Raw genomic sequence first — 12982 nt, forward strand, 5'->3', positions numbered from 1 at the left:
GCGATTGATATACGGCATCAATTGCGGGAGAAATCTTCGAAAGCGGGGGTGGGGGTGCGGGGGTGGGGATTCCGGCTTCCGGCCGCCGGCTTTCGGCGGCCGGATGCGGGTTGTGGGCAGCGCGGGGTGGCACGGGGCGGCGGGCGTGGGCTGCCCGTCATGCCGCGGCGTGGGTGACCGAGCAGCCCGTAACCGTGGCCCGGTCAGTCCCGGGTGCGGGTGAAGTCGCCGCGCTGGACCCGCCCGGCGAGGGAGTCGTCGGCGCCGCTCAGCAGGGAGCCGTAGCCGGTGGCCGCCCAGAGGCTGGCCTCGGCGGGGACCTCGAAGTACGGCACCGGGCGGCCGTCTTGCCGGTCGGTCAGCACCTCCGGGGCACGCCGGGTGCGGATCGCGCGCAGACAGGTCTCGCAGGCGGCCACCCGCAGTTGCTCGCGCCGGCCCAGCGGCCGCCAGGGTATGCGGCGGACGGCCGGGCCGTGCAGGGGATGGAAGAAGCACAGCGGGAGCGCCTCCGCGGCCCCGGAGAGGGCCGCCCGGCCCTCGGCGACCAGCGCGAAGACCCCTGCCAGATCCGGGACTCCCCGCGCCCGGTCCAGGACCGTGCCGGCCGCGGCATACGCGTCGAGTGCCCGCTCGACCGCTGCCGGGGCGCCCTGTGCGGTGCGCGCCTCCTCGCCCAGCCGGACGACCTCCTCGGCCGCCCGGTCCCGCAGCCCCGCCTCGTCCGCCTGCCGGGCGGCGGCGAAGACCGAGCGCGGCAGCGCGAACGGCGTCGAGAGGTCCCGCAGCCGCGACCGGCGCCGCAGCAACAGCCCCACCGCGGCCAGCAACAGCACCGGCCCGACGGCGAGGGACAGGAGCCGCACGAGAGGGGAGCCGCGCCCGGACGCGGCCTTCGCGCCCGCGCCGTCCGCCGTGGTCCGCGTCGGCGCCGGTGCACCGAGATCGGCGGTGGCCCGCTCGTACACCGCATCGCCGTTGCCGGCCTCGATGATGTCGATCGCGCGGGCGACCCGCTTCGCCGGGCCCGCGCCCTTCATGTCCTTCTGGAAGAAGACCGCGGCCGCGGCGTGGAACGACTGATGCGCGTCCGAGGGCCATTCGCGGGCGGAGATGTCCCCGGGCTGTTCCCCGAGGGTGATGAGGATGGCCGGGCCGCCGCCCATCCGGTCATGGACCACCTCGGCGAGCTGCTCCGGCTTGCCGCCCCAGCTGTCGCCCTCCACCAGCGGCACCAGCGCGACCCGGATCGGCAGATGGGTCCGCCGGATCCGCGCGGCCAGCTCCCGCTGCTGTTCCGCGTCGACGGCCGAGGCGAGGGACGGGTCGACATGGACGGGGGAGCGGCGCAGCGCGTCGGCGATCTTCTGCCCCGGGCTCTCGGCGGCCGCGGCGGGCGGTGCGGTGCAGCACAGCAGCGCGACGGACGCGACGGCGACGGCGAGGGCCCTGCGCAGTCGCTGGGAGGTGGCGGCGGCCCGCTGCGGGCCTGCGGGGTGGAGGAGGTCAGTGCACACCGAAGTACTCCCGTACATCGCGGGTGAGTTGATCGATTCCGACGCCGTCGCCGAGCGCGGCCAGTGGTCCGGGCAGAGTGCCGTACGGGACGTATCCGCCGCGTCCGCCGCTCCCCGAGGAGCGCAGCCGCAGCACCGGGCCGGGCGTCACCCGGCACGCCTCGCACACCGGCAGCGACCGCGCCGGGCCTCCGTCGGCGGGCCGGGTCGTCGCGCGTCGGCGGGCCGCGCCGTGCAACGGGTTGCGGTGGCAGACCTGCCGCGCGGCGGCCGGTTCCCCGAGCGCGGTTCGTCCGGCGCGGGCCAGCACCACGGCACAGGCGAGGCCGACGGGGCCGGCGTCGGCGTCGATCCGGCCGTCGCTGTCGCCGTCGATCAGCAGCGCCGCGGCGTCCAGGCACTCCCAGGCCCGGCGCCGGGCCTCCTCGGGCGGCGCGGCCGAAGACTCCAACGCGGCGGTGAGGGCGTCGAGATCCTGCCGGGCGGTGCGCCGCAGCCAGGCCAGAGTGGGCCGGTCCGGCGCCGCGGGTGCCGCGGCGCCGCCCGCTCCCGGGGCCGCCGGCCTCCTGCGCCGGACCAGCCGGCGGACGACGGCTCGGGCCGCCGCCACCAGCCCGAAGACCAGACCTGCGGCGAACGTGCCGATCACCATGCCGGGTTCGAAGTCCCCGGTGAACAGACCGGGCAGCGCCTTCTCCTCGACCGGGTCGTCGGCGGGCGGCGGCTCGTAGGGCCTGCCGCCCGTCTTGGCCCGCGGGGCCTTGTCGACATACGTGAGCAGCTCGTCGAGATGACGGCCCAGCTGCTCCTCGGCGGGCCCGGTGTAGGTGAGGTCGCGCGGGCGGTCGACGAGATAGCTGTCATCGACGCGGGGGCTGTAGTTGACGAGTTCGATGCCGCCGGTCGATGGGTCGGCGAACACCATCAGGGCATCGCGGCGCAGCCGGTCGTGCACCTGCTTGGCCAGCAGTTCCGTGCTGCCCCCGGACTCGTCGTCCGGCGGGGTGGGCAGGGCGGCGATCACCACCGGAACGTCCAGCTCCCGCAGCCGCTTACGGAGCCGGTCGCGCTCGGCGCCGTCCAGCGTGGACCGGCTTTCCGGGTCGAGGTAGAGCGGGTCGCGGCGCAGCCCGGCGGACACCCGGTCGATCCGGGCCCGCATATCGGCGGCCGTGGGACGGGAGCCGTCGCCACTGGTCGTGTCGTCGAAGACCTGGGACGCGGTGAAGGCGATCAGCCCGCTCAGCACGGCGGCTCCCGCCATCAGGGGCAGCAGCCGCGCACGGGGGAACGGTCCGGGGCCGGCGACCGGCCGCTGCCGGGCGCTCCCCGCCGCCTTGCCGGTCTTCTTGCCCCCGCCGGTCTTCTTGCCGCCGCCCTGGGCACCACCGCGCGCACCGCGCGCCGTCGGTACGCGCACCCCTCCGCCCGCCGCCGCGGCCCGCCGCACCCGGCGCCGCTGGAGGGCATGGACCGTCACCAGCAGCACGGACAACGGAATGCCGAGAACGGCGATGCCGGTCACAAAGCTCTGGTTCTCGCGCTCGGTGGTGTCGGTGTGCAGACCGGGACCGTCGTCCAGCCCCTCGTCCTCGTGTGCGGCGCGGGCCTCCTCGGCGCGCTGATGCGCCTGCCCGGAGGTGACCACCTCGACGAAGTGCCGGAACACCTCGCGGGGAGTGGCGTCGTACGGCATCGCGTACACCGATTCGGAGACGGCGTCCGCCGTGCCGGGCAGGTCCACGCCATAGGTCTGCGCCGCCTCCAGGCCCGAGTCGCTCAGGGCGACATACAGGCCCCGGCGCCCCAGCCGGTCATGGACACCGGCGAGCAGGCCGTCCGCGTCGGCGCCGTAGGAGGACTGCGGCAGGACCATCACGTACGTCGGCACGCCCAGCCGCCGGGCCTCGCGGGCGAAGGCGGGCGCGGTCGAGCGGGGGACCTCGCGCGGGATCTGGTCACTGACATGGACCGGGCTCTCGCGGAGCTGCGCGGCGAGGTATGCGTACTGCGTCGGGTCGCCGGGCGCGTGCGGGCCGGCCGGCGCCGCCTGCACCGCCCCGGCGCAGAACAGCACCGCCAACCAGCCCGTCACCAGCACCCATCCGGTGCGCCGCACCGCCCCCACCACCCCTCGTCCAGGTCGTGGATGACGCTACCGCCACCGCGCGCCGGCCGGTTCGGCCTGTGGATAACTCCCCGGCGAGGCCACCGCCGCCCGGCCGGCGCGCGCTCAGCCCTTGCTGACGGCCGCCAGAATCTCCGGCAACCGCCGGGCGGCCCGCGGCGCCATCACCCGCAGCCCCAGCTCCGCGATGCCCACGCCGTAGACCGCACCGACCGGCAGCAGCACCCACAACAGGTGGTGCAGACCGGCGACATGGAGCCAGATCGTCAGCGCCAGCAGCGGTGCGCACAGCACGGCACCCACCACGACCCCGCCGAAGAGGCTGAACCAGGCGATCGCGCCCTGTCCCGGCGCGACGTTCTTGGTGCCCTCCGAGGGGATCGAGTACGGGAAGAACACCGACGACAGCGCCCCGGTGGCCAGCAGCGCGCCCAGCACCGCCAGCGAGAGTCCGTACACCTCCAGGAAGGCCGACCAAGGCCCGATGAGCGCCGCGCTGCCGACGACGACCAGCGTGACGTACGGGATGGCCACCAGCGCCAGCGCCAGCGCGCGGGCCCGCAGCTCCTGGTAGGCGTCGCGCGGGGTCGAGATCGTCGAGGCGACCATCCAGAACGCCGAGGTGTCCTGCCCGAACTGGTTGTACATCTGCATGCCGAGCAGCGTGGCGGCCGAGAACGCGGTGTAGATGCTGCCGTTGCCCTGGAGGGACGAGATGACCGGCACCAGCAGTCCGGCACCGAGCGCGGTCGACCACGCCATCTTCGACTTCGGGTCGCGCCAGCCGTAGCGCAGCGTACGGAGGATGACCGTGCCGGTGCGCCCGCGCGACAGCAGCCGCGCCAGGCCCCGCTCCCCGCCGTCGGCCCGCCGTGCGCTGTCCTTCTCCACCGCCTGGAGGGTGGAGGAGTCCGGGGACGTCATCAGGGTGGTCAGGGTGCGCTGCCACCACCACAGCAGCAGGACCAGCGCCAGCACCGTCAGCCCAAGGCCGGTCAGCGCCCGCCCGTATGCCCCGTGTCCGGCGTCGTCGACGGCGGCCACCGCCGAGACCGGCGGCACCCAGCGCAGGATGTCGCCCAGCGGCTCCAGTACGGCCAGACCGTCCGGCCGCCCCAGTTTCTGGGCGGCGATGTTGACGCCCTGGCCACCGAGGGCGATGAACAGGCCGCTCAGCACGGCGAGATCGCGGCCCCGCCGGCTGGTCAGCAGCCGTACCGAGGCGGTGGCGACGGCCCGCGCCAGCGACACACACACCAGCACCACCAGGACCACGGCCACCACGCCGACGGCCGCGGCGGCCGCCCCGTCGGCGACCGCGATCACCGAACCGGTCACCAGCGCGAGGGTGACGACCGGGCCGATGCCCACGAGCGAGGTCACCAGCAGCGAGACGATCAGCGGCCGCGGCCGCAGCGGCAGCATGACCAGCCGGGTCGGATCGAGGGTCTCGTCACTCGCCGGGAAGAACAGCGGCATCGCCGCCCAGCCCAGGGTGAGCATCCCGGTCAGCAGCACGACCAGCGCGCCGACATGGGCGTTGCCGCGCAGCGCGATCAGCCCCGTCACCACACCCGCGGCGAACAGCAGGCCCACCAGGACGGAGGAGACATACGCCAGCGTGCGCCCGGTCGACTGGCGCAGCCCGTTGCGCAGCAGCGTCAGCTTCAGCCGCACGAAGACGGCGGTCAGGGACGGCGCGGCGGCCGGTCGTACGGGCGCCGCGGCGGATTCGGTGCTCATCGGGCGCCGCCACCGCCCAGCCAGTCCAGGTTCGCTCCCGCGCCCCGGTCACCCGCGCCGACGAGTTCGAGGAACGCGTCCTGGAGGGAGGGCGCCGCGCCGCGCACCTCCGCGAGCGGGCCGTCCGCCCTGATCTGCCCGGCAGCGATCACCGCGACCCAGTCACAGAGCGACTCGACCAGCTCCATCACATGGCTGGAGAAGATCACCGTCGCACCGGAGGTGGTGTAGCGCTCCAGTACGCCGCGGATGGTCTGCGCCGACACCGGGTCGACGCCTTCGAAGGGCTCGTCGAGGAAGAGGACCTCGGGGTTGTGCAGCAGCGCCGCGGCCAGCCCGATCTTCTTGCGCATACCGGTGGAGTAGTCCACCACCAGCTTGTGCTGCGAGCCGGCCAGATCGAGCACGTCCAGCAGCTGAGCGGCCCGCTTGTCGACCTCGTCGCCCGGCAGTCCGCGCAACCGCCCTATGTAGCCGAGGAGTTCGCGGCCCGACAGCCGCTCGAAGAGCCGCAGCCCCTCGGGCAGCACCCCGATCCGGGACTTGACGGACACCGGGTCCTGCCAGACGTCGTGTCCGACGATCTCGACCACCCCGGCGTCCGGCCGCAGCAGGCCCGTCACCATGGAGAGGGTGGTGGTCTTGCCCGCGCCGTTGGGGCCGACCAGTCCGATGAAGCGGCCGGCGGGCAGCGTCAGATCGATGCCGTTGACGGCGATCTGCTCGCCGAACTTCTTCCACAGGCCCTGGATGCGGACGGCGGGCGGACCGGCCGCACCGCCCCCGGGGGCCGCGGCCGGCCCGTCCGGAGAAGTGGCCGTGGTGCGCTGCGGTGGTGCCGCTGCGCCCCGCTCCTCGATGTGTTCCGGCTCGTTCGCCACCGGTCCTGCCCTTCGACGTCCCCGCAGGGGCCGGTCCCGGCCCCCGTCCGGCATCCCACGATACGGGCGGATTCCGGGTCGGGGCGGGACTGTGGACAGCCTGGGGACAAGGGGAGCGGACCGGTCCGGGATCAGCGTGCCCGGAGGGCGGCCGCGTCCCGTGCGCAGGCATAGGCGAGCGGGCTGATCAGGTCCTCCGCGTCCGGCAGCCAGCGGTTGGCGGGGGTGGGGCGGCGCGCCCACTGCACCATGCCGTGCGCGCCCACCCGGGTCGGCGGTGCGGCGATGTACTCGCCCTCGCCGCGGCAGATCAGATCGAGCGCGGCCGGCGCCCAGCCCAGGGTGCGTACGAGGGCGGGCACCTTCACCGAGGCGCCGGGGAGCACGAGGAAGAGCATCCGGCGGGCGGGGGTACGGGTGACCGGGCCGAGGGCCAGTCCCATCCGCTCCATACGGGCCAGCGCCAGACAGCCCGCGGTCTCGGGCACGTCGAGCGCCTCGAAGGTCCGGCCCGTGGGCAGCAGGATCGAGGCGTGCGGCTGCTTGCTCCACATCCGGCGGACGGCGGTCGCGCTGCCGCTGGCCTGTCCGGCCCAGCCGGGTCCGGTGGGGTGCGCGCCGGGTGCGGCGCAGTCGGCGGCGTCGCACGAGCAGCGCGGGGTCTTACCGTCGTGCTCCAGCCATGCGCCGGGGAACACGTCCCAATGCCGTTCTTCCGCGTAACGCACCGCAGTGTCTATCAGCTGCTCGCCGCGCTGTAGGGGAATGTGCGGGGCTTCTGTGACTCCGATGGTTTTTTCCACGCTGAGGACAACTTCTGTCGTCACCAAGGGTTACGGCTCAGGGGTGGACCTCGGGGCGCATCGTTCTCGCACGTGGGGCGCATGGGTGCACCGGTGGGGGCGCGTATGCGGGCGGGGCCCGAGGAGCGGGTAGCCACCTGCGTGACGGGCGGAGGGACCGCCCGGCGGCAGTCCGCGGTGCACCCGGGGGGAGCCCGGCACGGCGGCGCCGCGATCTGTGCACGACACCGCGCAGCCTTCCCACCCGTGAACGGCGCTTGGCGTCGAGGAGGCACCGGACCTGGCGCAAAAGTGCTCAGGACCGAGCATCCTCGGAACAGCGCATATCACAACGATCCCAGCTATCGCGCATATTCAGGATCTCTCGGATATCCGGCATATACCTGGGGAATCGATCACGGGTAACGGCGTTCGGCGGTGAACGCACAGCGGTACTCAGGGGGTACAAGCATGGCCGCCAGGCCACTCGTCGCACGGCAGCCCAACGAACGGCTCCAGGCGCTGATCCAGGAAGCCGCCTGTTCCAACGCGGGCCTCGCCCGCCGCGTCAACATGTGCGGTGCGGAACACGGCCTCGACCTCCGTTATGACAAGACCTCCGTGGCCAGATGGCTGCGCGGCCAGCAACCACGGGGCCGCGCCCCGGCCGTCATCGCGGAGGCGCTGGGGCGCAAGCTGGCGCGCACGGTCACCATCGACGAGATCGGGATGGCCGACGGCAAGAACCTCGCGTCCGGGGTGGGGTTGCAGTTCTCGCCGACCGTCCTCGGGGCGATCGAGCAGGTCTGTGAGCTGTGGCGCAGCGATGTCGGCCGGCGCGACTTCCTCAGTGGCTCCACGGTCGCGGCGTCCGCCCTGGTGGAGCCCAGCCGCGACTGGCTGATCACCGGGGCGGACACCCAGGTCGCCCGGAACGCCGGTGCCCGGGTCGGGATCTCGGACGTCGAGGCGGTCCGCGCGATGACCACGGCGCTCAGCGAACTCGACCATCGTTTCGGCGCCGGACATGTCAGGCCGGTCGTCGTGCACTACCTCAACAGCGTGGTCTCCGGGCTGCTGGCCGGTTCGTACCGGGAGTCCGTCGGCCGCGAACTCTTCGCCGCCGTCGCGCGGTTGACCGAACTGGGCGGCTACATGGCCGTCGACACCGGTCAGCCCGGCCTCGCCCAGCGCTACTACATCCAGGCGCTGCGGCTGGCCCAGGCGGCCGGTGACCGCGGCTACGGCGGCTATGTCCTCGCCGCGAGCATGAGTCATCTCGCCGCCTCGCTCGGCAATCCACGGGAGATCGCCCAGCTCGCGCGCGCCGCGCAGGAGGGCGCCCGCGGCCGTGTCACCCCGCGCGCGGAGGCGATGTTCTGCGCCGCGGAGGCGCGCGGACACGCGCTGATGGGCGACGGGCGGGCCTTCGAGGTGGTGGCGGGCCGGGCGGTCGCCGCCCTGGAGCGCGCCGAGGCGGCTGCCGACGCGGGTGACGATCCGATCTGGATCTCCCATTTCGACCCGGCCTACCTGGCCGATGAACTCGCCCACTGCCACCGCGACTTGGGGCAGCCGGGGCCCGCCGCGCAGCGGGCGCAGGAGGCGCTGGACGGGCATCCGGCCGGCCGGGCCCGGCGCCGGGCCATCGGTCTGCTGCTGCTGGCCGGCGCCCAGGTGCAGCAGCGCGAGGTGGAACAGGCCTGCCACACGGGCACCCAGGCGGTGGACCTGCTGAGCGGGCTGCGTTCGGACCGTGGCGCGGAGTATCTGGAGGACTTTCAGCTGCGTTTGGAGCCTTATCGGGACGAACCGGTGGTGCGGGAGTTCAGTGCGCGGCTGGAATTGCGGGCCACGGCGGCGTGATCAGCGCCTCACCACAGGGGCGACGACTGCTATGTCGTGTGACGTCGGGTTTTGTCGTGGCGCGACGGAAAGCCCAGGCAGCGGGGCCTGCCCCAGGGTTCCGGGGAGCGGGCAGGGGCGGTGACCAGGCGACGTGGTCGAACGTTGCTGCGACCCGGTAGCGTGCAGCCGACGATTCCGTAGGTCTGCACGTTGGTAGGAGTCACGGTGACGCAGAGCGGACAGGGTCACGACCCGCAGAATTCTGCGGCCGGTCCCGCGCGAGAGGGCATTGTGCTGCCCGCCAACGGTGAGCCGTGGGTGCCCGACCAGCAGGCCGCACCGCCGGCCGGCCAGCCGTGGGGCCAGCCCTGGGGACCCGGCCAGCAGGCCGCCGCCCCGCAGCCGTACGGCGAGGCGCCCGCCCAGGGCCGGCCCGCCCCGCAGCAGGGTTACGGCCAGGGCCCGCAGCAGGACTACGCCCCGGCGCAGGCCCCGCAGCCGCAGGGCCCGGTGCCGCAGCAGCCGCAGGGCGGCGAGGGCTTCCCGGCGCCGCCCCAGGGGCAGCAGCAGCCGCCGGCCATGCCGCCCTCGGCACCGCAGCAGGCGCCCCAGCAGCAGCCGCAGCCCGGCTTCGACGCCGAGGCGACGGCGCTGCTGCCGCCCGGCGCGCAGCCCGGCCAGGGTGCGCCCGGCGCGCTGCCGCCCGAGGGCCCGCAGTCGTACGGCCGGCAGATCCCGCAGCAGCCCTACGGTCAGCAGGCCCAGCAGTCGTACGGCCAGCAGCCGCCGCAGGCCCAGCAGCCCCAGCAGCCTCAACAGCAGTACGGGCAGCAGCCCCTGGGCCCGTCCGGAGAGCTGGTGCGGGCGACCCCGCAGACCGGTGCGCCGCTGCCGCCCGCCTCCGGCGACGCGGAAGCCACCGCGCTGATTCCGCCCGTCGGCGGCCCGGGCAGCGCACCGCTGCCGCCCGAGGCGGCCTCGCGCCCCGAGACGCCCGACGAGTCCACGACCATGCTGCGCGCGATCAAGCCGAACCAGGGCGGTGCCCAGGGCCGGCCGATGCCGCAGTCCCAGCCGATGCCCGGCGCCCAGGGCGCGGGCGACGCCGAGGCGACCCAGCTCATCGCCCCGGTGGGCGCCGGCGGTCCGCCCCCGCCGCCCGGCGCGCCGTACGGCGTGCGCCCCGGCGCGCCCGGTGACCGCCCCACCCCTTCCGAGTTCGACGGCCTGTTCCGCGACGGGCCGGGCGCACCGGGCCAGGCCGGACCGGCCGCCGCCCCGGACTCCACCGCGCAGCTGCCGCGTTTCGAGGACCCGGGCCGCCCGCCGTACGGGCAGCAGGGCCAGGGCTACGGACAGCAGTTCCCGCCCGGCGGCTACGACCAGCCGGCCTCCTACGACGACGGCGGCAGCGGACGCCGCCGGCTCGCCCCGGTTGCGATCGTCGGCATCATCATCGTGGCGCTCGCGGGCGCCGGCCTCGGCCTCGGCTGGGCGCTGAGCGGCGGCAGCAGCGAGGAGACCACCAAGAAGCAGGACTCCGGGGCCGACACGACCAAGGCAGCCAAGGAGCCGGAAAAGCAGAAGCCGACCACCGACCCGGCCGAGTCCCAGGCCAAGGGGCTGGACGCGCTGCTGGGCGACAGCAACAACAGCCGCTCCTCGGTGATCAATGCCGTCAACGGCATCAAGACCTGCCACAACCTCGGTGGCGCGGCCAAGGACCTGCGGGCCGCGGCCGGGCAGCGCAACGACCTGGTGAAGCGGCTCCAGCAGCTGCCGGTCGACAAGATCCCGAACCATGACCGGCTGACCGCCGCGCTGACCAAGGCCTGGCAGTCCTCGGCGTCCGCGGACAACCACTACGCGGCCTGGGCCGGCCAGGTCGGCGGCAAGAAGGGCTGCCACAAGGGCAAGGCCCGGGTCACCCGGCAGACCGCCCAGGGCAACGCGGCCAGCGGGCAGGCCACCCTCGCCAAGAAGCAGGCGGCGCAGATCTGGAACCCGCTCGCCAAGAAGTACGGGCTGACGGAGCGCCGTCCCGAGCAGCTCTGAGCCGGGCCGGGGCGGGCGCCGTCGGGCGGCCCGTCCCGCTCAGCTGTCCGTGCGCCGCCGTTCCAGCGTCTTGGTGACGTTCACAAAACCGTGCTGGGCGGACACCAACTCGCCGTCCCGCACGACCTGGTAGGTCACCGTCCCGTTCACGATGCGGGGGAAGTCCTGGACGGCGAGCATGTCGTCCTCGCGCCAGCGCAGCTTCGGGGTCAGCCCGCCGGTGTCGACGGCGCGGTCACCGCGGTCCAGCGCGGTCTGGAGGGCGTGCGGGGTGATGTCCTCGACGCCCCGGTCATCGAGCTGCTCGATCATCGACCGCAGCACCGTGTAGGCGATCCAGGTGGTCTGCGCGCCCTGGTCGGCGGGGTCGATGCGGTTGTCGTTGAACGCGAAGTCGTTGATGACCTTGCGCATCGGCGCCCAGCGGGAATCTCCGGCGGCCGGATACCAGCCGGTGATCTCGGCACCTTCCAGCGGCCCGGACCTGCCGCCCGTACGGTTCACCAGCGCCTGGCCGACGCTGCCGAGCACGGAGGCGACCCGCACCCGGGGGCTGTCCTCCTGGAGCCGCCGGAACGAGTCGAAGAACGCATCGGTGTGATCGCCGAGCGAGGCGGTCACACAGGCCCCCTCCGCTTTACCGCCGGCCTTCGACTTGCCGTAGACGGCGGGGTCGGCACCCACGCCGTCCAGGGCGCGGTTCACCGCGGACGAGTAGTCGGTGCCGTCCTCGGGCGCCTTGATGTCCTTGGCCGGGTGCCGACTGCCGTTCTCCAGGCCGGAGTTGAGCAGGGACGGCATCTGGTCGCCCTGGATGGTGTCCGGGCGGACCAGCGCGACACGCCGGCAGCCGCGCGCCAACTGGCGGCCGTTCCCGGCGAGCAGGGAGGCCTGCCCGCCGTTGACGGGGTAGGACAGCGGGCTCTCGAACTCCTCGTCCGAGGCGCCGTAGCCGCCAATGAAGGGGACGCCCTTGACCTCCAGCGGCGACATGAACGAGCGGCCGAACTGGCTGTAGGAGCCGACCACGGCGACCGCGCCGCGGTCCACCGCGCGCTGGGCGCACTGCGCGGCGGCCACCGAGTCATTGCGCTCGTTGCAGGTCAGCACCCGTAGGTGGTGCCCCCTGATGCCGCCCCGGGAATTGACCCAGCGGGCGTAGGCCTGCGCCATGGCCGGCATGCCCGGCATATTGGTCGCCTTGGTGCCCTCGGGGGCCCAGGTCATGACCGTGACCGGGTCCTTCTCCCCGGAATCCCCCGAGGCTCCGGGGAGGGAGCCGCAGCCCGAGAGCAGCGACGCGATGACCGCCGTACATGCCACCGCCGCACCGACGGCGGGGGCGTGAGAAGAAGGGCGGGGGAAGGAGCGTCGCCGTCCGGTCATGACACCGCAGCCTTCCGTCCTGCCAGGAACGGCCGAGTGACGACAAGGCAACGGATGGTGACGTGAAGGTGAACTCCGGGGGCCCGCTTGAGATCATCCGCACGGAACGTACGATCCAATACTGTGCAAGGTTCGGAGAAGTCTTCCCGTCGCGGCCGCCGCTCGACCACCATGGGCGGCATGCCACTCAACGACATGCCGTGGTGGCGCTGGCGCAGCAATGTGCGTTCCGCGCTGCACATGCTCTCCGACCCCGCCTTCCAGCAGGAGACCTGGCTGGCCGGCCGCCCCGGGTACGGAGACGTCACCGACGCCGTCTACCGGCTCGTCGAGGACACCTGGCTGGACAACTGGTCCGCCGAGAAGTACGTCGGCACGATCTTCCGGGACGCCCAGGAGGCGCAGCTCGTCGATGCCGCCGTGCTGCGGGTGCTGCGGATCATGCACCAGGTCGGTGCGGACGCCCCGGTCACCGCGTACATGGCGCACCAGGGCTGGCCGGAGGCCGTACGGGCGGCCCGTGAGGCCCATGTACAGCTGGCGACGGCGGACGGCGAGGACCCCGATGCCGCGCCGCGCTCGCTGGAGGTGCTGGCCATCATGACCGGTCAGGCGGACGCCCCGGCCTGACCTGCTCGGCAG

General features: G+C 73.7%; 9 protein-coding genes. 3 read left to right on the forward strand and 6 right to left on the reverse strand.

The features are described 5' to 3' along the window. Window positions 1-203 precede the first annotated feature (203 nt). The 5 genes from CP981_RS23610 to CP981_RS23630 form a co-directional block, all read right to left on the reverse strand. Window positions 204-1517, reverse strand: a complete 1314-nt coding sequence (locus CP981_RS23610; RefSeq protein ID WP_085926905.1) for a hypothetical protein — start codon at window positions 1515-1517, stop codon at window positions 204-206. Continuing rightward, a complete protein-coding gene (locus CP981_RS23615; RefSeq protein ID WP_244329761.1) occupies window positions 1507-3636 on the reverse strand; it encodes a hypothetical protein in 2130 nt (709 codons plus the stop codon). The genes CP981_RS23610 and CP981_RS23615 overlap by 11 nt, the downstream gene beginning before the upstream one ends. 114 nt (window positions 3637-3750) lie before the next feature. Further along, window positions 3751-5388, reverse strand: a complete 1638-nt coding sequence (locus CP981_RS23620) for a transporter (RefSeq protein ID WP_085926907.1) — start codon at window positions 5386-5388, stop codon at window positions 3751-3753. Continuing rightward, window positions 5385-6269, reverse strand: coding sequence for an ABC transporter ATP-binding protein (locus CP981_RS23625; protein ID WP_190142996.1), 885 nt, complete (start codon window positions 6267-6269; stop codon window positions 5385-5387). Before CP981_RS23625 ends, CP981_RS23620 begins: the two co-directional genes overlap by 4 nt. Window positions 6270-6400: 131 nt before the next feature. Beyond that, window positions 6401-7072, reverse strand: a complete 672-nt coding sequence (locus tag CP981_RS23630) for a bifunctional DNA primase/polymerase (protein ID WP_085926908.1) — start codon at window positions 7070-7072, stop codon at window positions 6401-6403. A gap of 450 nt (window positions 7073-7522) precedes the next feature. On the opposite strand from CP981_RS23630, the gene CP981_RS23635 reads away from it, so the two are divergent. Both CP981_RS23635 and CP981_RS23640 read left to right on the forward strand, forming a co-directional pair. After that, window positions 7523-8917, forward strand: a complete 1395-nt coding sequence (locus CP981_RS23635; RefSeq protein ID WP_085926909.1) for an NsdA family TPR-like regulatory protein — start codon at window positions 7523-7525, stop codon at window positions 8915-8917. A gap of 207 nt (window positions 8918-9124) precedes the next feature. Beyond that, window positions 9125-10954: a hypothetical protein gene (locus tag CP981_RS23640; protein WP_425282154.1), complete on the forward strand. Its 1830-nt coding sequence runs from the start codon at window positions 9125-9127 to the stop codon at window positions 10952-10954. A gap of 39 nt (window positions 10955-10993) precedes the next feature. Here the strand turns inward: CP981_RS23640 and CP981_RS23645 are convergent, their stop codons facing one another. Further along, the gene (locus CP981_RS23645) at window positions 10994-12340 is read right to left on the reverse strand and encodes an ABC transporter substrate-binding protein (RefSeq protein ID WP_085926911.1); all 1347 of its coding nucleotides are present in this window, start codon (window positions 12338-12340) and stop codon (window positions 10994-10996) included. Window positions 12341-12511: 171 nt separating this feature from the next. Here CP981_RS23645 and CP981_RS23650 point away from each other — a divergent pair, with 171 nt between their 5' ends. Continuing rightward, complete coding sequence (locus tag CP981_RS23650) at window positions 12512-12970, forward strand: SCO4402 family protein (RefSeq protein ID WP_085926913.1); 459 nt, start codon at window positions 12512-12514, stop codon at window positions 12968-12970. The last annotated feature ends 12 nt before the right edge of the window (window positions 12971-12982 follow it).

The sequence above is a fragment of the Streptomyces platensis genome (assembly GCF_008704855.1).
GTDB classification, from domain to species: Bacteria; Actinomycetota; Actinomycetes; order Streptomycetales; family Streptomycetaceae; genus Streptomyces; species Streptomyces platensis.

What these genes read in the sequence shown, in the direction of transcription:
- CP981_RS23620 (WP_085926907.1), bottom strand. Translation starts at nt 5,388, where the DNA reads ATGAGCACCGAATCCGCCGCGGCGCCCGTACGACCGGCCGCCGCGCCG.
- CP981_RS23650 (WP_085926913.1), top strand. Translation starts at nt 12,512, where the DNA reads ATGGGCGGCATGCCACTCAACGACATGCCGTGGTGGCGCTGGCGCAGC.
- CP981_RS23635 (WP_085926909.1), top strand. Translation starts at nt 7,523, where the DNA reads ATGGCCGCCAGGCCACTCGTCGCACGGCAGCCCAACGAACGGCTCCAG.
- CP981_RS23645 (WP_085926911.1), bottom strand. Translation starts at nt 12,340, where the DNA reads ATGACCGGACGGCGACGCTCCTTCCCCCGCCCTTCTTCTCACGCCCCC.